Origin of the sequence: Streptomyces sp. HP-A2021, from assembly GCF_022807935.1 — a bacterium.
GTDB lineage: Bacteria > Actinomycetota > Actinomycetes > Streptomycetales > Streptomycetaceae > Streptomyces > Streptomyces afghaniensis.
On record NZ_CP094344.1, the window covers coordinates 6,107,925 to 6,130,418 of the forward strand.

The window sequence follows — 22,494 nt, forward strand, 5'->3', positions numbered from 1 at the left end:
CCGGGAACTCCTGATCCGTTCCAGGAGTCGGTCAGGAAGGGACAATGTGTGCGGGATCACCGAGCGGGTGGAGCGGATGGAACGGACGAAAGCAGAAGAAATGGGCAGCGTCGGAGGGCAGCATGCCCGTCCCGGCGTCCCCACGAACCGTGCGATGGCCACCTTCAGCCCCGCGGACGAGGAGAAGCAGCGCGGCGTACGCCGCATGAAACTCACCGCCACCGGGCTCCTGCTGTTCGTGGCCGTGGTCTACGTCCTCGCCAAGTGGGCCCAGAACTCCGGCGCGGGCCCCTGGGCGGCCTATGTCGCCGCGGCCTCCGAGGCCGGCATGGTCGGCGCGCTCGCCGACTGGTTCGCCGTCACCGCCCTCTTCCGCCACCCCCTCGGCATCCCCATCCCGCACACCGCGATCATCCCCACCAAGAAGGACCAGCTCGGCGTCACCCTCGGCGAGTTCGTCGGTGAGAACTTCCTCTCCGAGGACGTCGTACGGCAACGGCTGCGCGCCGTCGGCATCGGCAGCCGCCTCGGCGCCTGGCTCGCCGTCCCCGAGCACGCCGACCGGGTCACGGCAGAGCTCTCCACCGCCCTGCGCGGCGCCCTGACCGTGCTGCGCGACTCCGACGTCCAGGCCGTCGTCGGCGAGGCGATCACCCGCCGGGCCAACGCCCAGGAGATCGGGCCCGGCATCGGCAAGATGCTGGAGAAGATCGTCGCCGACGGAGGCCACAAGCGGGTCGTCGACCTCGTCGTCACCCGCGCGCACGACTGGCTGGTGCTGCACCGCGACGAGGTGATGGACGCCGTGGAGGGCGGCGCCCCCGGCTGGACGCCGAGGTTCGTCGACCGCAAGGTCGGCGAGCGCGTCTACAAGGAACTCCTGCGCTTCGCCACCGAGATGCGCGACATGCCCGCCCACCCCGCGCGCGGCGCCCTCGACCGCTTCCTCACCGACTTCGCCTCCGACCTCCAGTCCGACACCGACACTCGCGCCCGCATCGAGCGCCTCAAGGGCGAAGTGCTGGGCCGCGGCGAGGTCCAGGACCTCATCGCCAGCGCCTGGACGGCCGTACGGTCCATGATCGTCGCGGCGGCGGAGGACGAGCGCAGCGAACTGCGGCTGCGCGTACGGGCGTCCCTGCTGTCGCTGGGCTCCCGGATGGCGGCCGAGCGCAAGGTGCAGGACAAGGTCGACAAGTGGGTGGAGGACGCGGCCGTCTACGTCGTCACCACCTACCGCAAGGAGATCACCTCCCTGATCACGGACACGGTGGCGAGCTGGGACGCCGAGCACACCACCAAGAAGATCGAGGCGAACATCGGCCGCGACCTGCAGTTCATCCGGATCAACGGCACGGTGGTCGGTTCCCTCGCCGGCCTGCTGATCTACACGGTGTCGCACGCGCTGGGGGCGTGAACGAGGGGACGTGACGTACCGGTGGCCAAAGGTGTCAGGGCGTAAGCGAATCCGCTCAGGGCACTCGAACCGGGTTCTTCTCGATGAGGAGGGAGCCCATGACCACCGCGCAGGCCGCAACCGGCCGAACCGTGACCACCGACATCCCCGCCCGCCTCGACCGCCTCCCGTGGTCGCGCTGGCACTGGACGATCGTCATCGGCCTCGGCACCGTGTGGATCCTCGACGGCCTCGAAGTCACCGTCGTGGGCAACATCGCCAGCCGCCTGTCGGAACCCGGCAGCGGCCTGCCCATCACCTCCGGCGAGGTCACCGGCATGGCGGCCGCCCTGTACGTGGCGGGAGCCTGCTCCGGCGCGCTCTTCTGGGGGCGGCTGACCGACAAGTGGGGCCGTAAAAAACTCTTCATGATCACGCTGGCGGTCTACCTCGGCGCCACCGCCCTGACCGCGATCGCCTTCGACACCTGGTGGTTCTTCCTCTTCCGCTTCCTCACCGGCTTCGGCATCGGCGGCGAGTACGCGGCCATCAACTCCGCGATCGACGAGCTGATCCCCAAGGAGTACCGCGGCCGGGTCGACCTGATGATCAACGGCAGCTTCTGGCTGGGCGCGGTCTTCGGCTCCCTCCTCTCGATCGTCGCCCTGGACACGGACATCTTCGCGGCGAACGTCGGCTGGCGCCTCACCTTCGCACTCGGCGCGGTCCTCGCCCTGGTGATCCTCCTGGTCCGCCGGCACGTCCCGGAGAGCCCCCGCTGGCTGCTGATCCACGGCCGCGACGACGAAGCGGAACGCATCGTCTCCTCGATCGAACGGAAGATCGAGCAGGAGCACGGCGAGCCGCTGCCGCGCGCGCAGGGCGAGATCACCATCCACCAGCGCCGCAGCGTCTCCTTCCTCGAAATCGGCCGCACGGTCTTCTCCGACTACCGCCGCCGCGCGATCCTCGGCTTCTCCCTCTTCATCGGCCAGGCCTTCCTCTACAACGCCATCACCTTCGGCTTCGGAGCGATCCTCACGACGTTCTTCGACGTCCCGAGCGGCAGCACCGGCTACTACTTCGCGGTCATCGCACTCGGCAACTTCTGCGGCCCGCTGCTGCTGGGCAAGCTCTTCGACACGGTCGGCCGCCGCGTGATGATCTCCGGCACGTACCTGCTGTCCGGCCTGCTCCTCTTCGGCACGGCCTGGCTCTTCGACCAGGGCTCCCTCAGCGCGAGCACGCTGACCGCATGCTGGTGCGCGGTGCTGTTCTTCGCCTCGGCGGGCGCGTCCAGCGCCTACCTGACGGTCTCCGAGGTCTTCCCGATGGAGACCCGCGCCATGTCCATCGCCTTCTTCTACGCCATCGGCACCGCGGCCGGCGGCATCAGCGGCCCGCTCCTCTTCGCCGACCTCACCGGCACGGGCAAGGTCGGCGACACGGTCCTCGCCTTCCAGATCGGCGCGACCCTGATGTGCCTGGCCGGCCTGGCAGCGGCGATCCTCGCGGTACGGGCGGAACGCCGCTCCCTGGAGGACATCGCCAAGCCGCTGACGGCGTCGGACAAGGCGGCCGGCGATTCGCGGACACCGGCCTAGCTGCGGGCAGTCGTGCCGCTGGGGCGATGGGGGCCCCTGCTCGAGCGAAGTCGAGAGCTTGGGGGAGGGTGGGCGCAGCGGCACCCCGCCAGCGCGGGCGAGCGACCCGACCCGTGCCCGGCCCGCATGCCCAGCGCCCTCGCAACGGTGCCGGACGCTACTCGGCCCCACCCCGCCGCACATGATCTCGCCGTCGCAGCAGAAGCAACCCACCCGCGACGGCGGTGACTCCCGCAGCGGCGGCCCACCCGACGACCTCCTCAGAACCGGTGGCGGCGAGGTCCCTCTCCGAGGCGGGCGAGGCAACGACCGACGGAGTGGCACCGGCCTGAGGCCGGGCACCGGACGTCGCAGGAGACGAAGCAGGGGCCGGCGCCGGCGCCGCTGGATCCGTTGCCTTATCCCGCGTGAAGGCCAACGTTCCGAAGCCCAGCTGGTCGTAACCCCCACTGTTCGGCCCGTAATCCCCACCCCCACCCTCAGGCGCGGCCTTGGCCGCCGCACGCGTCACATACGACGCCGACAACCCCCGCCGCTTGGTGTAGTGGTTGGCGATCATCGCCCAGACGGGACGCGTCATGGCCGGATCCACACCCGCCGCCTCCGTCGCGGTCTCACTCCCCGACCACCCCCCGATCGCCCCCTTCTTCCGCGTATTGGCCGTGTACGGCACATCCCCGCCCAGGCTCCACTTCGCCACGTACTGCGCCCCCTTGAGGAAGCGGTTGTCGTCATAGCCGTAGAGATCGATGCCCTGGTTCCAGGCCATCTCGCAGACCGTGCCCATCAACCCGACCCCGAGCAGTGAATGCCCCTGATCCCGCCCGGACTCGACCCACTCGGCGAGCCCGTCCTCGTGCACGACGGGAATCGCGTGCTTGACGGACCCCATGCCGTCCCCGTGCTTGAAGTACTCCACGGCCCGGTCGACCACGGCACGGTCGTCGCAGAAGATGCCGGTGGCGAGCACACAGGCGATGGCCGTGAGGTCCCAGTTGGGCCAGTAGTTGGTGACGACGGCACCGTTGTGATCGCTCAGGAAACTGTCGCTGAGCGGATAAAAGACGTTCCGCATCACCTCCTGCGCCCGCCCGAGCGCGAAGTCACCGTGATCGCGTACGAGTTCGGCGGCGTTGGCGAACTGATAGCCGTACAACCCGGCGGCCAGGAACCGGTCCGCCGAGCCCTGGATCGACGTCAGCTTCCCCGACCAGGCGTTGAGGATCGCCACCGCGGTGTCGGCATGCGCGGTCTCACCGCTGACGTGGTACCGCAGGGCGTTCTGGTAGGCGGCGTGGATGTCGTTGTAGAGGACCGCGTAGTTCTGGGGCGAACCCGCCCCCCGGTACACGGTGGCCTGCGGATCGGCCCGCCAGCCGCTCTGCGCGTGCCGGTTGGCCGTGAGCTTGGCGAACCCGGCCGTATAGGGTCTGGCGCCCGCCTTCACCTTGGCCGCCATACGGTCCAGGTCGGTACGGGTGTGCAACAGCCCGGGGTGGGCGAAGGCGGAGCCGGCGGCGGAGGCCGGGCTCGCGAGCGCGGTCGTACCGACACCGGCCCCGACACCGATGCCGGCGGCTCCGGCTGCCGCGCCCACGGTCTTCAACATGCTCCGGCGGCTGATCTGTCGTGTCACGTTGTCGTACCTCGACGTCGTAAATCGCGTTCCTGCGGGGGACGGTGAGGAGACGGCCGGACGGCGAAGGCGATAACAAAAACTGCGCTATAGTTGATCTGCGTCCAGTCGCCGGAACTCCGAACTCCGGTCACACGGACGATGCGTTGGTGGTCCAAGGAAAGACGCCCCGCTTCCTGCGGGGAAATGCAGGTGCAAGGCCTGCCCGGCGCTCCAGACAAGAACCCCGGCCCTGGGATTCAGGGCCGGGGTTCTTCGCTGTGCGCTCTGCTCAACTCAGCCGCGCCGGTCGGCGACCACCCAGGACGCCACGGCCACGGCCCCCGCCACCCCGAACACGGCAGGCCAGGCACCCACCTTCTTGGCCAGCGGATGAGACCCGGCGAAGGCGGCGACATACGCGGCCGACAGCGCCCCCGCGGCCACCCCGCCGGCCTGCTGCCGCCACTGCCGCGCGGCCGCGGCCCCGGCGACGGCGAGCACGGCCCCGCCGAGCGGCCGCTGCCTGGTCCAGCGGGCCACGCCGTACCCGCCCACGAGACCGCTCGCGGCGATCACCGCACTGGGAACCTTCGCCATCCCTGCCTCCTGCTTCTGCTCTGCTCTGCGCCTGCTGCTCCTGCCCCGCTCGCGATCATCGAGGCTAACGCCCCAGGTCGGGGGCGCACGCGCCGGGGCGCACGAAGGCGCGCTCCCTCGAGGCCCACCAACATGAGTCGAGGCTTGTCAAGTTTCCCGCTCCGAGTTATATAAGAAGGCGAAGAAACGTAGGGCATCGCACCGACAGCGCCTGAAGAGAGGAGTGACCAGTGATGCTCATGCGCACGGACCCCTTCCGTGAACTCGACCGGCTCACCCAGCAGGTCTTCGGCCCCGCCACGCGCCCGACCGCGATGGCGATGGATGCCTACCGCTCCGGGGACGAGTTCTTCGTCCACTTCGACCTCCCCGGCATCGACCCCGAGACGATCGAGCTGGACGTCGAACGCAACGTCCTGAACGTCCGAGCCGAACGCAGGTCCCCCGCCCCCGAGGACGCGGAGCTGCTCGTCGCCGAACGGCCCACGGGCACCTTCACCCGCCAGCTCTTCCTCGGCGACACGCTGGACACGGAGCGCATCGACGCCTCGTACGAGGCCGGCGTCCTGACCCTGCGCATCCCGGTGGCCGAGCAGGCCAAGCCGCGCCGCATCCAGATCACGGGCGGCGACAAGCCCAAGCAGCTGAGCGGCTGACGGCACGGCACTCACGTACCCACGCAAACCCACGAGGGCTGTCCCGAGGACGTCCCACCCACGGGACAGCCCCCGCCCCCCACACACACACCCACTGCGCGCCGCCGGACTCCCACCCCGGCGGCGCGACGCAGCACCGGATCCGGAGGAAGACCCACACATGAGCGTGACGACGGTGCCCAGTGTGACGACTGCTCTCACGGCCCCGAAGACCCTGATCCCCGCCCCGCCGCGCAACCACGACGCCCGAGGCGACGACAACGCCTGGACCCGACTGATCGAGGCGGTGCGGGAATCGGGCCAGTACCCCACCAGGCCGGAGGCGGAGCGGGTCACCCGTATCGTCCTGTCCGCCCTCGGCGGTCACGTGATCGGCGACGAACGGGTCGACCTCGCCCGCGCCCTGCCCGAGGAGGCCGCCAGGGTCGTAGCGTCCCAGATCCCGGCCACGCGCCGGCTGACGGCCGCCGAGTTCGTCGACTCCGTCGCGGCCCGTATCGAGGGAGCGACCCCCGCCACGGCCCGCTGGGACGTCAGCTCGGTCCTGAGCGTGCTGCCGCCCCTGGTCGGCGACGACCTGATCACCCGCATCCTGGCCCAACTCCCCGCCGGCTACGCCCTCCTGTTCGGCCGAGCGGACCTGAGCCCGGCGTCGTAGGGCCCGGCGTCGTAGGCTCCTGAACCGCGTACGACGGCCACCGCCGAGCCGGGCGGTGGCCGTCGGCCCCCACCGGAGTCACCGCCAGGAGCCGCCCCTTGACCCGCATGAGGTCCACAACCGCAATTCTCACCACCCCCGACGGCACGCACCTCGCCCACACAGACCACCACCCCGCCGCCGGGGACCCCGCGGCCACGTTCCTCCTCCTGCACGGCCTGGCAGGCCACCAGGGCGAGTGGGACACCCTCGCCGCGCAACTGTCGGCCGACGGCCACCGCGTGGTGACGTACGACGCCCGAGGCCACGGCGCCAGTACCCGAAACCCGGCGACCACGACCCGCGCGGCCCACGTCCAGGACGCCGTAGCCCTGATCGAGGAACTGGACCTGGCCCCCGTCACCCTGCTGGGCCAGTCCCTGGGCGGCCACACGGCCCTGCTCCTGGCCGCGGCCCACCCCCACCTGGTGAAGTCCCTGATCCTGGTCGAAGCGGGCCCGGCCGGCCCGTCCCCGGACCTCCCCACACAGATCGCGACCTGGCTGGACAGCTGGCCGACCCCCTTCAAGTCCCTCGACGAGGCGGAGGCCTTCCTTGGCCACGAGGCGTGGGCAAGGAGCCTGGAGAAACGAGAAGACGGCTGGTACCCGAGGTGGGACCGCACCACGATCATCGAAACGATCGCCGAACTGGCGACCACGGCCTACTGGCCCGAGTGGTCCCGCATCACCTGCCCCACCCTCCTCATCCAGGGCGAACACGGCACGATGCGCCACGACGAACCGGCGGAGATGCTCACCCGCCGCCCGCACACCCGCCACACCCGCATCCCCGACGCGGCGCACGACGTCCACCTGGACCAGCCGGACCGCCTGTACGAGGCGATCAGGACCTTCAACAGCTGACCCTTGACCTCAACCAAAGTCGAGGTCCTACGTTGATCGCGTCCAGGCAACCATGGGAGGGGAACGCGTGAGCACGCACACGAAGGACCTCGAGGAGTACACCCACGACGAGCTGGCAGCCCAGCCGATCGGAGCATGGACGGGCCAGGCCTACCGCCTGGTGGTAGGAGCCCTCCGGGCCCAACTGGCGGTGGAGGACCTCACCCAGCCCCACTGGTGGACCCTCAACCATGCGTCCGGCGCCCCCGGCTCATGGACCCGCGCGACCCTGACCGACCGCCTGACCCCCTACGACGACCTGAACACCGACTTCGACGAGGTCTACGACGACCTGATCGCCCGAGGCTGGCTCACGGAGGACGCGACGGGCGGCATGGCCCTGACCGAGGAGGGCGAGGCCGGCCGCCTCCGCGCCCGAGGACGCAACCTCCAGGTCCACGAGCAGACCCACGAGGGCATCGATCCCGCCGACTTCGTGGTGACGATCAACGTCCTGCGCCGGATCGTCGCCAACCTGGGCGGCAACGGAAACCTTCCCGACGACGGCAAATAGTTCGACAGGGCCCCGTCTCCCCGCCCATCCTGCGGAGCGCACCGCCGCACATCAACCCACCCCAGGGAGACGACCGTTGAACCCCGCCATCCGTCACATCACCTTCGACTGCACGGGAGAGCCCTACGAACTGGCTCGTTTCTGGTCCGAGTTGCTCGGCCACCCGATCTCCGACGAGGACAAGCCCGGCGATCCCGAGGTACTGATCGAGCTCCCGAACGGCGCCCCCGGCCTGCTCTTCGTCAGCGTCGAGGAAGGCAAGGCGACCAAGAACCGCATCCACTTCGACCTCCAGCCCACGGGGCGCACCCGCTCCGCTGAGGTCGAACGCGCCGTGACCCTCGGCGCCCGCATCCTGACGGACCGCACCCTCCCGAACGGCAGAGGCTGGGTCGTCATGGCCGACCCCGAGGGCAACGAGTTCTGCCTCGAACGGGGAGAACTGGATCCGGTGGAGGACTGACGTCAGGACGCTCTGGCTCCGGGGGTAGATCCATTATCGCGGCACGCGGAGCCACCTGTCACCGTTCCCCAGAATGATCTTTACGCCCGATATGCGCCCTAGGCTTGCGGGGACAGACACAACATCCCTCACCGAACCGGGAGTTGAGAGTGGCGCACGACGTTGGCGCGCTGGCGGAGGAACTCACAGCCATGGCGGCGGCCGATCACCTGTCCTCGGTCCACGCGAACAGCGATGACCCTGCCGAACAGCTGGCATGGCGCCGGCTGACCGCACGGCACGGTGACCGGCTCAGCGAGATCATGGACGAGTACGGCTGGCCGACGGCAGAACTGGTCGGCGAGGAGGCCGCCCGCGCGGCCTGGCTGATCGCCCAGCACGCCGACCGACAGCTCGATGTCCAGCGCCGCGCCCTCCACCTCATGCAGCAGGCGGTATCGGCGGGCTCGGCCAGCCCCCGCGAACTGGCCTTCCTCCGCGATCGCACCCTGGTCAACGAGGGCCGCAAACAGGTCTACGGCACACAGATCGCCGGCGTGAAGGACGGGGCACCGGTTCCGTGGCCCTGCGAGGAACCCGAGCGCATGGACGACCTCCGCGCGGAGGTCGGCATCGAGCCGTTCGATGAATACGTCGCCAAGTTCTCCCTGACCTGACGCCAGCCACGGTCACTCGGAGAAGCCCAACAACTACCACCACTCACCGTCTACCCGGCAACGGCCCTGCACCCAACCCCAACCGCTCCCGCCGCCCCAGCCCTGGGCCGCCCCGGAACCGCCAACCTCGGGAAAACCGGGCGGCCGTGAGTACCTCACAGCCAACGTGACGTTCGCGGCTTGGTCCGAGGACCAGCCGGCTCCTTGGCCGACCGACGCGAGGTAGCGGGGCGGCACCCCTCAGAGTGCCGCCCCGCCGCGCTTCACGTTCTGGACGAAGGAGCGCCAAGCATCGCTTCCCACCACGATCACCCGCGCGTCCGCGACCTTTGAGTCGCGGACGAGGGCACCTCCGCCGGTGAACGCGCACTCGACGCACTCGCCCCCGGCGCCGTTGCTGTACGACGACGTGAACCACACCGGACGGCCGCTTCCGCCGGACGCTTCTATTGTCACCTTGCGTAATCCTTCAGGATCGACTCGATCAACAGGGCCGAGCGTTGAGGACTCAAGGCCGCGGCTCGAAGACCGTCGAACGCCCTCGTGTACTCACGGACATGATGCTCGCCTTCCAAGTACATGGCATCGGTGATGCCGTCGCGATACACGAGATCCGGATCCTCGGGGGCCGGGAATCCCAGCATGGTGAACGAACCGGTGGCCGGATATGTCCCTGCGTCGAAGGGGAGGACCTGCACGGTCACGGTCGGCAGATCGGCCGTCTCCCGGACGCGTTCCATCTGCTCTCGCATAAGGGCGTGGTCCCCGATGACGTGGCGCAAGGCACCCTCGTTCACGATGAACCAGGCGTCGGGAGCATCCGGTCGCCTCAGCATGGCCTGGCGTTCCATGCGCACCTGCACCGCCTTGGTGATGTCCTCGGCCGACATATGTGCGCCGGACTTGTGGAGCTCGGACGCGTACACCTCGGTCTGCATGAGGCCGGGTACGACCTCGCACTGGTACTGGCGGAAGGTCGAAGCATCCTGCTCGAGGCCGATGTAGATGTTGAACCACTCGGGCACGCCGGCGCCGTGGACCTGCCACCAACCGCGCACTTTTGCCTGCCTCGCCAGCGACTTGAGGAATTCGCGCAGTTCGTCGCTCGTGCCGTAGAAGCGGCACAGGGCATCGATGTCCGACGGCTGGATACGCCCACTGCCCGTCTCCATCCGGTTGACCTTGGAGCCGCTCCAGTCCAGGGCCGAACCGACCTGGGCGCAGGTGAGTGTGCTCTTCTCTCGGAGCTTCTTCAGCTCGATCGAGAGGCGCCGACGGCGTGCCGTGGGTGAACCGGCCATCTCAATCCTCTTTCCAGTAGCGGGCGTTCAGTCTCGCGCCAAGGGGTGTGCTTGCCAATCACACGGAAGTGGGAATCCCGCCGTGCACATTGCACAAAGGGATGCGCTGCCAGCACAGTGGTCGACAGCACAACTCAAAGTGATCGTTCGTGACGCTGCGCTGCGGTGTGGTGTCGACTGCGACGAGAGGGGTCCGCGTGAGCCAGGAAGCGTGCATGTCGCGCAAGCCGTGGGAGCTTGCCTTCACGGCCGAACCCGTGGAGGTGGCTGCCCTGCGCCGGATCATGCGACTGCACCTAGGCGTGTGGGGGTTGCAGGACATCACCGACGAGGCCCAACTCTGCGTCAGCGAGCTGGTGTCCAACGTCATCACGCATGTTGGACACGGCACGCCCGCGACGCTGGCTGTCTCCGTGCGGGGCACGCACCTGCGCATCGAGGTGCATGATCCCGACACACGGGCCCTGCCCGTCCTCCGGGACCCGAGCACGGAATCCCTGGAGGGGAGGGGCATGGCGCTCGTGGACGCTGTAGCCGATCGCTGGGGTGTTCTGCTACGCCCGGACCGGAAGGTCACGTGGTGCGAGCTGGCCACAAAACTCACGGCACCCAACGGCCACGTGGAAGCTCCCAGCGTGATGCGGGCCGAAGCCCTGCTCAGCCTCTACGCCGCTGCTACGCCGTTGTCGTGCAGAACAGGTGTGGGCAGGTTGACCTCGGCCGTGGCGGAGGAGACGGTGATCGCGGCGATCACCGACTTCCTTCACTGGCTCCAGGCCCACGGCTGCGACGCGGACGACATGCTCGACCGCGCGCAGATGCGATTCGAGGCCGAGTGCGCTGCCCTATGTGAAGGGGCATGAGGCGTCACCAGGCTGAGATCGCAGCGTACGTACAGATGCCGGCCGGCAAGGCGTGCACATAAAATTGTGGCGCAACTGGTCTACGACACTCAGCGCGCTGAGGCGTTGAACTCGCCCACTAGGCCGCTCAGTTCAAGTAGCCCTTCGACACGGAAGGTCGGCAGTTCCAAGGCCTCGGCGCTGTTCCACTGAATGGTGGCCCAGGGCCCGCGATGCACAAGCGCTGTGTGCATACCCGCTTGCCCCGCAGGCCTGATGTCGTTGTCGCACCGGTCACCGACGTAAAGGATCTCGCCGACCTCAAAGGGCACGGCGTCGGCCACCCGCTTGAAGAACTCGGGGTCGGGCTTGCTGGCGCCCCAGTCGTCGGATGTACCGATCAAGTCGACGTCGTCGGAGAATAGCGCCCGCAAGATCCCTCCGGCGCGTACGGTCTGGTTGCCGGCGATACCGAGCTACAGCCCCTCGGCCCGGAGCTGCCGGAGAGCAGGTCGGACGTCCTCGTACAGATCCTCTTCCCCAAAGCTCTCCGGCTGTCCGGCAGCGGCCCGCTTCTCCCGCTCTTCGTAGAGTTCGAAGCCGGGCCGGAACTCCTGGAACGTCTCCCGGTAGTCGCGGCCTTGGGCGATCACGGCCCCGAACATTGCGTGGAAGGTATGCCGCGGCACACCCAGCCAGTCGGCCCAAGTGCCGTACTCCCGGCTCTCGTCCACGAGGCACTCACCGACGTCGAAGACCACTGCGCGAATCATGTGAGGAGACTATCCAAGGGCCAACAACGGCTCGGCTGGGCTCAGGCTCGCTACGCGGTCGAGATTTCGGAGGCCGAGGGAAGGTTGAAGTAGGGCTCGGGCCACTCGACGGAGCCGTCTGCCTCCGCTTGAGCCACGTGCTGTAGGAGCAGCGCTGTGTGGTCCTCTATGTTGCGGTGGTCATCACCGACCAATAGGGGGTCCGTGCTGGATATCGACGGGTAGTCGATGCCTAGCAGTTTGCATATGTGCTCGAAATCCTCATTCTTGTTTCCGTTGCCGAGGCTGCCGTGGAGGTAGTCGCGTAGGCGTGAACAGATATCGAGCATTGCATTTCCACTGTCCGTCACGCTGTATAGGCCCCCTTGCGGACTATCGCTCTTTAAGAATCCTATGATGAAGAGCCGTTCCGTTTCGAATTGGAGAGCGTTTAGATTGACGTCCAGTGCCTTGGCTGTGTGTCGATGGTTTCGATAGCCTTGCTTCTTGACGTGCGACAAGATCTCGAGCGGAACGCCGGGGCGCCTTGAGGACGCGAAGCGGGTCACATCAGCGGAGGTAAGGCCTCCTAAGGCTACTTGGAGGAGAAGGTCCTTGGTGATCTCCTCTTTTAAGAGGTTGTGGACGGTTTTGCGGGACCTTTCGTCGTCCGCATCGAAGTCCGCCGGCACCCAGAATACCCGCAGGCGGGACAAGCTTTCGGGCATGGTCCGGAGGTAGTCCTGGGTAACCTCGGCGAGGCGAGAACGATTGCGACTTTCGTGGCGAGCAATGTATACAGCCGCCGCGATGTCCTCCTCATGGAGGAGAGTTCTGAGATCCTTGTCGATTCCGTCTCCACCATGCCCCCAGAGGGTTTGCCCTGAAATCACCTTTGACCAGTCCTTCTTTAGGTCGCAGGAGAAGTCAAAGCGCTTCCGTTGGCCCTCTGTGTAGCCAAATAGTGTGGATTTCGAGGCGCTCTCCATGACATGGAGGGCTGTTTTTGACAGGAAGACATGCTCATCTGACTCTGCCATGGGTGCTCCAAGGATGCGTGCCGGGTGCTCCTACTTGGCTGAACATCTCGTGTAGCCATGCGTATCTTGGTAGACGAGGTCGATTCCCTCTGTATGGAGAAGATCCAGCAAGTCACCCTGTGGCTTCTCCGGAAGCAGTACGGTCAGCTTGGGGTCGCGCGGCTTAATGTGCCGTACGAAGTCCTTCAGTTGACCTATGGCTATGTGCAGTTCATCGCGACTACTGGCGCCCCTTATTGCATGCAGTTCATGCGTGGTGGCGTCGTATAAATCGGTCTTGAGCGTCTTGGTCGTACCTGAAATCTTGATTTGGTACGCGAAGACCTTATGCTCACGCTTGGTGAGATCCTCGAGGTACTGATCCCGCAACGCAGATTGGCGCAGGTCGGCGATGAGGCTCGGCTGAGCAGCCCGCCTGCTCTCTGAGACTCGTTTCCTCTTCGGTTCCACCATTTTGCATGTGACTACCGTGGCGGAAACCATTTGGGTGTCGGTTTCTTGCGCGCGAGAGATGACATCCTGGGTGAGGCGCTCAAAGTCTCCCCTAGGGCGGAGGCGGAAGACGATGATGCGACGCCGCTTCCCCTCCTCGTCGTTCGCCTCGCGCACGGTATACGGCTGCTGCGAGTCCAATTCGAACTCGCCCACGTATCGCTGGCGCTTGGCGGCAGATTTTGAGCCAGGCACCTTGCCAGCTGCCATGAAGACACGCAGGGACCTTCCCGTGTCCGCGTGGCACAGGACGGCAGCGTTGCGGGAACCGTTCAGCCCCAGAAACGTTTGCTCTCCACGAGTGCCCTGGCCGGTGTACTCGAACACCGGCCCGCGCTCGTCCTCTTCCTCTAGCCAGCCGTCCTCATAGCCGTACTTCTTGCCGCTGTCGTGATCTACGTAGATGAGGATGTTTGGGGTGGTATTGGAGGGGATGATCCCTCCCTGCGTTCCTCCGCCGAACAGTTCCTGCATCGCAGCGCGCGTGGTCATCAGCCCGGGCTTGATCGAAGCTAAGTCCATGCTCTGACGTTAGCTGACCACTCTGACATCGAACGTGGGCACTAGCTTGCGTTGATGGCTGCGTACGACCAGACATCGGCTGGCAGCTCATGCTCCAGGCGCCATGTGATCGCCATCGGCTTGCTGCCCGTGTGGCCTTCGTAGATGGCGGGCCCGAGAAGCATCCAGGGCTGAGACTTACCGATGTCGGTGTTCTTGTACCGGCGCATGAAGAGCAGGACATGGCTGCCCCGCTGGGCGTGGTGCTGGTAGCGCAGTCCTGTTGGGGAGCTTTCGGCCGTGGAGTTCTGCGACTCCCAATGGAAGAGGGTCGGGCTCAGGGCGTAGTCCTTGTATCGGACAGTGGGGGAGAAGTCCTTCTCGTTCTTCTCCAAGGTGATCAGGAGGGCGTCTGTCTGGAGGTCCTCGACCCACTGGACGCCCTGTGCGAAGGACCTGGGCATCTGGCCGCCGAAGCGTGCTACCCCGAGAGCCGCCAGGATCTCAGAACGGTTATAGGAGCAGTGGACCTGTAGCGGGACCTGGTCGTGGGTGCCCGATAGGGGGATCGGGAAGTGGTCCGCCTGCTCCATGACGTAGGAAAGGACCTGGCGGAGCTCATCGCGGACGTTTGGTTGATCGCGGAGTGCGTCGAGGCCTTGCTGGAAGCTGGTGAAACCGCCCGCGTTGTCCCACAGATTGAAGAAGAGCATCCGGGCGTACGCCTGGTCCGTGGGGTCCAGTTCCTCGTAGGCGGGTACGTCGTCGGCGAGGAGGCGGATGTACGCGTTCGCGCGATCAGGGTCATCGACGTGCAGGAAGGCATGGACGCGCTTGAGGAGCGCCGACTCGCCAGCCGGAGCAGCCGCTTTTATCAGACCGGCTCGGCGAAGGACAGACGTCCAGGAGTTGTCGCTCTTGTACAGCTCTTTGATCTCCCTGCGGCTCTCCCGCAGGTAGTCCGCTAGCTGCGGCGTGTCATAGGCCTTGACTTCGTTGACCAGCGTCTTGACGGTAGCGCTCAACTGGGTCCGGATGTTGCCCAGCACCAGGTCCTTGGCCTTGCCCTCCAGGATGATCTGGCACCCGGAGGGCAGGAGCGGAAAGTCGTGCTCGATGTGGTCGACGAGCCGGTTCCTGGAGAGGTTCGTCAGAGCTCGGAACTGCTCTTCGAAGCGGAACTCCGCCCGATGCTGTCCGATGAAGTCGAGGACCGTGAGCACGGGTTTCGTCTCAGTACGCCGTAGTCCACGTCCCAGTTGCTGGAGGAAGACCGTAGCGCTGTTGGTGGGGCGCAGGAGCAGGAGTGTGTCGACATCGGGAATGTCGAGGCCCTCGTTGAACAGGTCCACAGAGAAGATGACTTGCAACTTCCCCGCTCGCAGGTCGGCGAGTGCTTGTGCTCGTACTGCGGCAGGCGAGTCGCTGGTGAGTGCGGTTGCTTGAAAGCCGGCCTTTTGGAAGAAGTCGGCCATGAAGCGTGCGTGCTTCTTGTCCACGCAGAAGCCCAGCGCACGCATGGCTCCCGGCTGGGAGACCTTGTCTCGGATCTGCTTAACGACGATGCGGGCACGTGCCTCGTTGCCCGTGTAGAGGTTCCCGAGCTCCTGGTCCGCGTAGGTACCCCTCTGCCAGGTGAGGTTCGTCAGGTCTGTGCCATCAGGGATACCGAAGTAGTGGAAGGGGCATAGCAGGTCATTTTCAAGGGCCTCCCAGAGTCGCATCTCGGCGGCGATGCGGCCCTCGAAGAACTCATCCTGCACGTTGAGCCCGTCCATCCGTTCGGGCGTCGCGGTCAGGCCGAGCAGTTCCTTGGGCTTGAAGTGGTCGATGACGCGGCGATAGGTGCCGGCCGTGGCGTGATGGAACTCGTCGATGACGATGATGTCGAAGTGGTCGGGAGCCAGCTCTTCAAGCCGCTGGATGTTCAGTGACTGGACGCTCGCAAAGACGTGGTCCCAGGCTTGCGGGTCCTCACCGCTGTAGAGCAACTCGCCGAATGAGGCGTCGTCCAGCACCTCTCGGTAGGTACGCAGAGACTGCTTGAGGATCTCCTTGCGGTGGGCGACGAACAGCAGCTTTGGGCGGTGGTTATTGAAGCTCTTGGAGAGGCTTCGGTAGTCCAGGGCGGCCATGACGGTCTTGCCTGTACCGGTGGCGGCGACCAGCAGGTTGCGGTTGCGTCCGCGGAGCTCGCGCTCTACTCGTAGGCGTTCCAGCATGTCCTGCTGGTAGGGGAAGGGGCGTACCTCCAGCCCGGACAGGTTGATTTTCAAGTCAGTGGTAGAGGTGGTGCCGCTCGCTTGGGTCAGGGCTTGATCGAGGCGGTCGGCGTGATGATCGGGGTCGTACGTCTCGAACGCGGAGTCGTTCCAGTACGCGTCGAAGGTCGCCTCGAACTTGTTGAGTACTGCCGGTGTGGCGATGGAGGAGAGACGGACGTTCCACTCCAAGCCGTCGAGGAGCGCAGCTTTTGAGAGGTTCGAGCTGCCGACGTATGCGGTGTCAAAGCCTGTGTCTCGTCGGAAAAGCCAAGCTTTGGCGTGCAGTCGAGTGGATCGAATCTCGTAGTTGACCTTGACGGTAGCGCCGAAGTCACGGACGAGGCGGTCGAGTGCGTGGCGGTCAGTGGCGCCGATGTAGGTGGTCGTAATGACACGGATCGGCACGCCTCGCTCCTTCGCGGCACGCAACGAGTCTTCCAGGACGCGAATGCCGTACCACTTCACGAACGCGCAGAGCAGGTCGATGCGGTCTGCCGTAGCGAGCTCTGCCCTCAACTCGGTGCCGAGACTGAGGTCATCGGGGGAGTTTGTGATGAGCGATGTCTCGGACAAGGGAGTCAGAGGGCGAAGGGCGTAGACGCCTGGTGCCTCTTGCTGAGCGAGTGCCAGGAGCTGCCGAGGACCCTCGACGATTCTGTTTGGGCGTTCAGCTTCGCTCGGGTTGGGTGCACTGGCGGCAAGGGCCGAGAGGATCCGGTTCGCGACCGTCACGCGGTCTTCGGGCGGAAGCTCGCTCAGGCGCTGATTGACGGCTTCACCGATGTAGCGTGCCAGCACGTGCGGGGCGGACTCGGGTGTGACTTCAGCGTCGATTGCCTTCCAGCCTGCGGCCGTGAATCGCTCCAACTCGCCGTGCAGGTCGTGGGTGATTAGCTTCTCGTAGACCCCCGCGATCGGCTTCGATGCGCCCCCGTGCTCTGCCACGACTGCTCCCCTGATCCCTCGTGCTTCTCGTACACGACCACCCGTGCCGATATGGATCTGTTCTAACAGCAATCACTGTCACTAGAGGGGCTGTCTCGAAAGGGGGCCAGCTGTGCTGTTGGGCCGCCCGCTTCTCTGGCCAGTGTCGTACCTCCGCGCCCCGCCTCAAGGGCGCTTCACTCCGCTGCGCTGCGTTCCGCGTCGGCTGGCGCCGATGGCCCTGCGGGCCACCCTTGACCCGGGCCGCGGAAGCACGGGAGAGAAGCGAGCGGGCGGCCCGGAGAGGCGGGGGCCGCAGGTGGGGAGCGCAACTGGTTGGCTCCAGGCGCCCGGCGTGGGTGAATGCGTCAGCGGCTCGGCGGCGGGTCGCCGGTGGGGTGAGGCGTTCGGGGCGTCACCAGAACGCGCCCGCTCCCATCCCCAACCCGAGCAGCACGCAAGAGACCCCCCAAGCCAGATGCGCCCCCGCCGAGTACGACACGTTCGCCGGCCTTCCGTCCTTCTGGTGTACGACCACCACCCGGCGTGGGTCCCTCGGGTCGTAGCGGAGGACGACCGGGACTCCGGCGTGGAGAGGGTGCTGCTCGTGGTTGAGAGGGGTGCGGCGGTACGTCTGGTCGGCCGGGGCGTTGGGGCGGTCGACCGGTGGGGCTTTGTAACGGACCTGGGGCGGGTGGAGGGTGGGGCCCTCTCGGCGGGGGCCTCGGGCCACCTCGCCCCTGGTGCGGATGCCCCGGACGCCGAGGCGGGAGAGGGCTCGGCGCTGGCGGTGGGCTATGCGTAGGTTCCAGATTCCGAAGGCCGTCATGGCGGCGGCCATGATGAGTGCGATCGTGAGCCAGGGCTGGTCCATGTGACGTTCCCCCCCCGGGAGCCGACGTCAGTCGTCAGTCGTTTGTCGTCCGGGAAGACGGGGGTGGTGTCGTGGCAGTTCCGTGGGGCCGGCTGTCGGGCCGGCCCGGGTCGGCACTGCCCCGGCTACTCGGCGATCTCCGTCCGTTCCCACCAGCGGTACACCGTTGCCTGGCCCTCCGGTGTCTCCTCGTGGCGGGTCGTGACTTTGTCGTGCTCGTGGCCGCCGCGGTGGGGGATCTTCAGTTCCTGGCCGGGTGGGTCGGAGGACCCGGTGCCCGTGTCAGGCCGTGCGTCCGTGGCAGGCGCCGTACGGTTGTCCGGAGCCGCACCAGCAGGCCGCGGTGCTCTGTGGGGGCCAGGCCACCGCCCGCCCCCTCGCCGCCAGGGTCGTCGCGTACTGGGGGAGCAGGGTCGCGTCGGACGGGGAGGAGAGTTCCGACGCTGCGAAGGCTTCGTAGGACGGGACCGTGCCGGTGACGATGCCCAGGTTCGGGGTGCCGGAGGACGCGAGTTCTCGCAGGGCGGACTCTATGGTCGCGAGGTGGGTCTCGTGGGAGGGGTACTCCGAGGCCAGGTCCGGGTACGCCTCGAGGAGTTCCGAGAGCTCCGTCGCCGGCCAGTGGAGGATCGCTACCGGGAAGGGGCGGGAGAGGGCCTCGCGGTAGGCGCCCAGTTCTGCTCGGAGGCGGGTGATCTCCGCCTCCAGTTCGGCGGGGTTTTCCGAGCCCAGGGACCAGACGCGCTTGGGGTCGTGGAGTTCGTCCAGGGTGATCGGGAGGGAGTGGACCGTGTCCGCCAGCGCGTCCCACTCGTCGTGGGACTTGCCCAGCATGCGGCGGATCCTGTGGCGGCCGAAGAGGAGGGGGTGGGTCGGCTGCGGGGGTGCCGGTACGTCGGTCAGGAGGAGGCGTACGGCCTCCGTGAACGTGTCGTGCGCCGCTTCCAGCTCGTCGTGGGACTCCAGGGCCTCGGCGACGATCACCCAGGGGGCAGGGTCCCGCGGGGACGCCACCCGGACGCCCTCGATGATCGCCCTGGCCTCGGCCTCGTGGCCGTACTCCCAGAGGTTCGACGCCTTGAGCGCCCGTACCAGATGGGGGTTCTCCAGGCCGTCCGTGGCGGACAGCAGACGGTCGTAGAGGGCCGTGGCCGTGGGGCGGTCACCGGCGAGTTCCAGATGGGCCGCGGCGCGCAGCAGCAGGGCCTCGGAGTCCTCGGGATACAGGCCGGCGGTCCGCTCCAGGCGTGCCGCCTCGGCGGTGTGGTCGACGTTTTCGGCAGGCGAGTCGGGGCGCATGGGGGACACCGTACTGCCGGGAGGTGACGAGCGTGAGAGATGCGCAGGCCAGACGCCCGGCCTGCGCGGGTTCCCCATGCTTGTCATCCCGGCTTTACGGATCGTCCCGAATCGCCGCCATGGCGGCGGGCTAGAGGGTTACGCCGTCTATTTGTAGCGTTTGGACCGACTTTGCGGCGAAGGGGACGCTGACCGATTTGCCGGACAGGCGGATGTCCGAGCGCGGGGTGTAGAGGTCGCCGCCGCCCGTCGTCACCGTGTTCCAGCGGGGTACCGCGCCGTTCGTGCCGCCCGTCACCGTCGAGAAGCGGGAGAGGTCGAAGGTGAGGGTCTGGGCCGACGCCGCGGTGTTCACCGCGACGATCACCAGGCGGCGGGCCGACGCCGAGTACGCCGCGACCGCGTAGCTCACGCCCGTGTCCAGGATCGTCATGCCCGGGCGGATGTGGCGGCTGAACTGGGCCAGCACGTAGTGCTTCGTCTGGACCGTGGTCGGCTGGAGGGTGTTCGCGTCGTAGGCGATCATCGCCCAGCCCGTCGACGGGTCCATGACCTGCCAGTAGCACCACGCCGTGGGGTGCAGCCAGCGGAAGTCGTAGCAGAGGTTCGACGCCATGGTCAGGCCCGTGCCGTCGCTGTCGCCCGTCTCGGAGTTCCACAGCTTCTTGCGGGACGTCGTGACCACGTCCGTGTAGAGGAGGTCGCGGCGGCCGCCCGAGCCCTGGTAGCCGTGCACGTTGACCTGGGAGACCAGGGACTTGGTGGACGAGTTGAAGGAGGACCACGTGGAGCGGGCCGTGTCGTAGTTCGTTTCGTCCGAGGCCGCGATGCGCAGGCCCGTCAGGCCGCGTTTGTCCAACTCGCTGCGCATGTAGGGGAGTACGGCCGCCTGGACCGCGGGGTCCATGTGGCAGCCCTCCTGGGTGCCGGTCGCGGTCCACCAAGTGGAGGCCGGCTCGTTGAAGGGGTCGACCGTCGCGAAGTTCACGCCCCAGTTGTCGCGGGCGTACAGGGCCGTCGCCGCCAGGTGGGAGGCGTGCTGGCGGTAGTTCCAGGTCTGGAGGTTGTTGCCGCCGCCCGCCGCGCCCGAGGGGTTGTGGTTGCTGCACATCCACCACATGGGGGAGTTGGCGAAGAGTTCCGTGATCGCGCCCCGCTGGGTCGCCTTCACCAGCATCGCGCGCTGGTTGGCGTCCGCCGACCATTTCCAGGCCGAGGAGGCGGGGTCCTCGTTGTTCCAGTCCTGCCAGAAGCCCTCGATCTGCTTGAAGCCGGGGATGTTGGGCGACTTGACCATCGTCTCGCCGCCGACGCTGTTCCAGCTGCACGCGCCGAGGTTGTAGCGGGCGATGTTCAGGCCCAGGCCGGGGAGCGATCTGCCGTTGTACGTCACCGACTTGGTGGTGAAGAAGAGGTCCGCGAAGTCGTCCCGGGCGCCGAAGACGTTGGCCCACCAGGCGAGGGAGGTGCCCCAGCCCTCCCAGGTGCCGTACGTCGCCGAGGGGTTGACGGCGATCGTGGCGTCCGCGTGCGCGGTTCCTGTCGCCAGGGCGCTGCCGAGGAACGTACCGCCTGCTGCGGTCAGCAGGGTTCTGCGTCGTATCACGGCTCCTCCGTAGGGGAAATCGGGGCAGGCGTCGGTCCCCCCGGCCCGGCGTCGCGGGTTGGCCCGTTCATGGCAACGAGAAGCATCGGTTGTGGCGGGTGGGTTGTCGAGAGTTGCGACGAACCTTTCTAAAACCCGTGTACGAAGTCTCGGACGCGACCGTCGGAGCGATCCTGTATAACCAACAGAGCGAAGCGAACGGGTAGTCGAGCGAGCGAGTGTTCGGGAGGAGGGGAGCCGATGGTCCGCGGTTGGACGGGTCTGCGTCCCGCTCTCGTGCTGCTCCTCCTGGTCCTGGAAGTGGCGCTGCTGGACACCGGCAGCCTCTACGCCACCGTCGCGCTCGCCGCGACAGCCGCGGCCTCTGCCGCGCTCACGGTCTGTGTCCTCATCGGCTCGCGCTGCGCGCCCGCCGTGCCGCGCACCCGGGTGCGTACGGCCATCCGCGATCGTGACCTCCGTACGGCCTTCCTGCCACAGCGCGATCCCGACGCCCGGGGGCGCACTCGGCCCCGGGCACCCGGGCACGCCCTCCGGGCGACTTTCGCGTAGGGCCACGTCCAGCACTTCACGTAGCCGGCCCCGCGCGGGTCGTCATGCCGCCATGTCCCACTCCCGGCACGACGAGACCCCCGGAGGGCTCACCCATGTCCGTCTTCGCCCAGCTGGTCGAGCGACTCGCCGACCTCCTCCAGCCGCTGTTCGGCGCCTCCGCGGCCGCCGCCGCGATCGTCCTGTTCACCGCGCTCGTACGACTCCTCGTCCACCCCCTGTCCCGGGCCGCCGCGCGCGGCCAGAAGGCCCGGACCGCGCTCCAGCCGAAGATCGCCGAGCTGCGGAAGAAGCACGGGAAGAACCCCGAGAAGCTCCAGCGAGCCGTACTGGAACTGCATGCCGAGGAGAAGGTGTCGCCGCTGGCCGGCTGCCTGCCCGGGCTGCTCCAGGTGCCCGCGTTCTTCCTGCTCTACCACCTGTTCTCCAGCGACACGATCGGCGGCCGGGCCAACGCGCTGCTCGGCCACGAGCTGTTCGCCGCGCCGCTGGGCGGGCGGTGGGCGGACGCGCTCGGGTCGGGCGGTCTGCTCGGTGGTCCGGGGCTCGTCTACGCCGGGCTGTTCGTGGTCGTCGCCGGGGTCGCCGCGTTCAGCTACCGCCTCAGCAAGCGCATGATGGCCGCGAGCCCGGCGCTCCCGGCCGGTGAGCCGCAGGTGGCGGGGCTCGGGGCGGTGACCAAGGTGATGCCTTTCATGTCCTTCTTCACGCTCGTCACCGTGGCCGTCGTACCGCTGGCCGCCGCGCTGTACGTCGTGACCAGTACGACGTGGAGTGTCGTCGAGCGGGCTGTGCTGTACCGGTAGCCGGTCGGGTACGAGAGGTCCAGTACGTGAACTGGGTATTGCGGAGTGCACTGCCAGCTTGGAGGATCGACCAGTCCTCCGATGGCTGCCCCGCCGCATCCGGGTCGCATGCCTCCGGCGGGCGCCCGCGATCGA

Annotated in this window: 22 protein-coding genes and 1 pseudogene; 11 read left to right on the plus strand and 12 right to left on the minus strand. The window is 67.3% G+C overall.

Features of this window, described 5'->3' with window-relative positions:
* Nucleotides 1-46 precede the first annotated feature (46 nt).
* Nucleotides 47-1,417 (plus strand): DUF445 domain-containing protein, encoded by a 1,371-nt coding sequence (locus tag MQE23_RS27665; RefSeq protein WP_020272527.1) that lies wholly within the window; start codon nucleotides 47-49, stop codon nucleotides 1,415-1,417.
* 98 nt (nucleotides 1,418-1,515) lie between these two features.
* Entirely contained in the window at nucleotides 1,516-3,000 is a 1,485-nt protein-coding gene (locus tag MQE23_RS27670) for an MFS transporter (RefSeq protein ID WP_243380556.1), read from the plus strand.
* Between the two features lie 157 nt (nucleotides 3,001-3,157).
* Here MQE23_RS27670 and MQE23_RS27675 read toward each other — a convergent pair whose 3' ends face one another.
* Complete coding sequence (locus MQE23_RS27675) at nucleotides 3,158-4,609, minus strand: alginate lyase family protein (protein WP_243382772.1); 1,452 nt, start codon at nucleotides 4,607-4,609, stop codon at nucleotides 3,158-3,160.
* A gap of 303 nt (nucleotides 4,610-4,912) precedes the next feature.
* A complete protein-coding gene (locus MQE23_RS27680) occupies nucleotides 4,913-5,215 on the minus strand; it encodes a hypothetical protein (protein ID WP_020272524.1) in 303 nt (100 codons plus the stop codon).
* Between the two features lie 233 nt (nucleotides 5,216-5,448).
* Here MQE23_RS27680 and MQE23_RS27685 point away from each other — a divergent pair, with 233 nt between their 5' ends.
* The 6 genes from MQE23_RS27685 (at nucleotide 5,449) to MQE23_RS27710 (ending at nucleotide 9,106) form a co-directional block, all read left to right on the plus strand.
* Nucleotides 5,449-5,871 carry an Hsp20/alpha crystallin family protein gene (locus tag MQE23_RS27685; protein WP_243380557.1) on the plus strand — a complete coding sequence of 141 codons (423 nt, stop codon included), beginning with the start codon at nucleotides 5,449-5,451 and terminating at the stop codon, nucleotides 5,869-5,871.
* A 160-nt stretch (nucleotides 5,872-6,031) separates the two neighbouring features.
* On the plus strand, nucleotides 6,032-6,529 hold the full coding sequence (locus MQE23_RS27690; protein ID WP_020274171.1) for a DUF2267 domain-containing protein: 498 nt from the start codon (nucleotides 6,032-6,034) through the stop codon (nucleotides 6,527-6,529).
* 107 nt (nucleotides 6,530-6,636) lie between these two features.
* A complete protein-coding gene (locus MQE23_RS27695) occupies nucleotides 6,637-7,434 on the plus strand; it encodes an alpha/beta hydrolase (protein ID WP_243382774.1) in 798 nt (265 codons plus the stop codon).
* A 52-nt stretch (nucleotides 7,435-7,486) separates the two neighbouring features.
* Nucleotides 7,487-7,987, plus strand: a complete 501-nt coding sequence (locus tag MQE23_RS27700) for a hypothetical protein (RefSeq protein ID WP_051185558.1) — start codon at nucleotides 7,487-7,489, stop codon at nucleotides 7,985-7,987.
* A 76-nt stretch (nucleotides 7,988-8,063) separates the two neighbouring features.
* On the plus strand, nucleotides 8,064-8,450 hold the full coding sequence (locus tag MQE23_RS27705; RefSeq protein WP_243380558.1) for a VOC family protein: 387 nt from the start codon (nucleotides 8,064-8,066) through the stop codon (nucleotides 8,448-8,450).
* Nucleotides 8,451-8,599: 149 nt separating this feature from the next.
* A complete protein-coding gene (locus tag MQE23_RS27710) occupies nucleotides 8,600-9,106 on the plus strand; it encodes a DUF6624 domain-containing protein (RefSeq protein WP_020274169.1) in 507 nt (168 codons plus the stop codon).
* A 240-nt stretch (nucleotides 9,107-9,346) separates the two neighbouring features.
* Here the strand turns inward: MQE23_RS27710 and MQE23_RS27715 are convergent, their stop codons facing one another.
* Nucleotides 9,347-9,562 (minus strand): DUF397 domain-containing protein, encoded by a 216-nt coding sequence (locus tag MQE23_RS27715; RefSeq protein ID WP_082319950.1) that lies wholly within the window; start codon nucleotides 9,560-9,562, stop codon nucleotides 9,347-9,349.
* Entirely contained in the window at nucleotides 9,559-10,407 is an 849-nt protein-coding gene (locus tag MQE23_RS27720) for a helix-turn-helix transcriptional regulator (protein ID WP_243380559.1), read from the minus strand. The genes MQE23_RS27715 and MQE23_RS27720 overlap by 4 nt, the downstream gene beginning before the upstream one ends.
* A 215-nt stretch (nucleotides 10,408-10,622) precedes the next feature.
* Between MQE23_RS27720 and MQE23_RS27725 the strand changes: the two genes are divergently transcribed.
* Nucleotides 10,623-11,270: an ATP-binding protein gene (locus MQE23_RS27725; protein ID WP_347710167.1), complete on the plus strand. Its 648-nt coding sequence runs from the start codon at nucleotides 10,623-10,625 to the stop codon at nucleotides 11,268-11,270.
* An 89-nt stretch (nucleotides 11,271-11,359) separates the two neighbouring features.
* Here the strand turns inward: MQE23_RS27725 and MQE23_RS27730 are convergent.
* From MQE23_RS27730 to MQE23_RS27765, 8 genes and pseudogenes are all read right to left on the minus strand, one after another.
* Nucleotides 11,360-12,022: pseudogene (locus tag MQE23_RS27730) on the minus strand (HAD family hydrolase).
* A 50-nt stretch (nucleotides 12,023-12,072) separates the two neighbouring features.
* Nucleotides 12,073-13,041, minus strand: coding sequence for a hypothetical protein (locus MQE23_RS27735; RefSeq protein WP_243380561.1), 969 nt, complete (start codon nucleotides 13,039-13,041; stop codon nucleotides 12,073-12,075).
* A 30-nt stretch (nucleotides 13,042-13,071) separates the two neighbouring features.
* Entirely contained in the window at nucleotides 13,072-14,055 is a 984-nt protein-coding gene (locus MQE23_RS27740; protein ID WP_243380562.1) for a hypothetical protein, read from the minus strand.
* A gap of 41 nt (nucleotides 14,056-14,096) precedes the next feature.
* Entirely contained in the window at nucleotides 14,097-17,243 is a 3,147-nt protein-coding gene (locus MQE23_RS27745) for a DEAD/DEAH box helicase (RefSeq protein WP_243380563.1), read from the minus strand.
* 394 nt (nucleotides 17,244-17,637) lie between these two features.
* Nucleotides 17,638-18,096: a DUF3592 domain-containing protein gene (locus MQE23_RS27750; RefSeq protein ID WP_243380564.1), complete on the minus strand. Its 459-nt coding sequence runs from the start codon at nucleotides 18,094-18,096 to the stop codon at nucleotides 17,638-17,640.
* 125 nt (nucleotides 18,097-18,221) lie between these two features.
* Nucleotides 18,222-18,341 (minus strand): DUF5988 family protein, encoded by a 120-nt coding sequence (locus tag MQE23_RS27755; RefSeq protein WP_347710168.1) that lies wholly within the window; start codon nucleotides 18,339-18,341, stop codon nucleotides 18,222-18,224.
* A 37-nt stretch (nucleotides 18,342-18,378) separates the two neighbouring features.
* On the minus strand, nucleotides 18,379-19,395 hold the full coding sequence (locus MQE23_RS27760) for an SEC-C domain-containing protein (RefSeq protein WP_020274162.1): 1,017 nt from the start codon (nucleotides 19,393-19,395) through the stop codon (nucleotides 18,379-18,381).
* 130 nt (nucleotides 19,396-19,525) lie between these two features.
* Nucleotides 19,526-21,001, minus strand: coding sequence for a beta-1,6-galactanase (locus MQE23_RS27765; protein WP_243380565.1), 1,476 nt, complete (start codon nucleotides 20,999-21,001; stop codon nucleotides 19,526-19,528).
* Nucleotides 21,002-21,241: 240 nt separating this feature from the next.
* Between MQE23_RS27765 and MQE23_RS27770 the strand changes: the two genes are divergently transcribed.
* A complete protein-coding gene (locus tag MQE23_RS27770; RefSeq protein WP_243380566.1) occupies nucleotides 21,242-21,553 on the plus strand; it encodes a DUF6412 domain-containing protein in 312 nt (103 codons plus the stop codon).
* Nucleotides 21,554-21,648: 95 nt separating this feature from the next.
* A complete protein-coding gene (locus tag MQE23_RS27775; protein ID WP_243380567.1) occupies nucleotides 21,649-22,359 on the plus strand; it encodes a YidC/Oxa1 family membrane protein insertase in 711 nt (236 codons plus the stop codon).
* Nucleotides 22,360-22,494 lie beyond the last annotated feature (135 nt).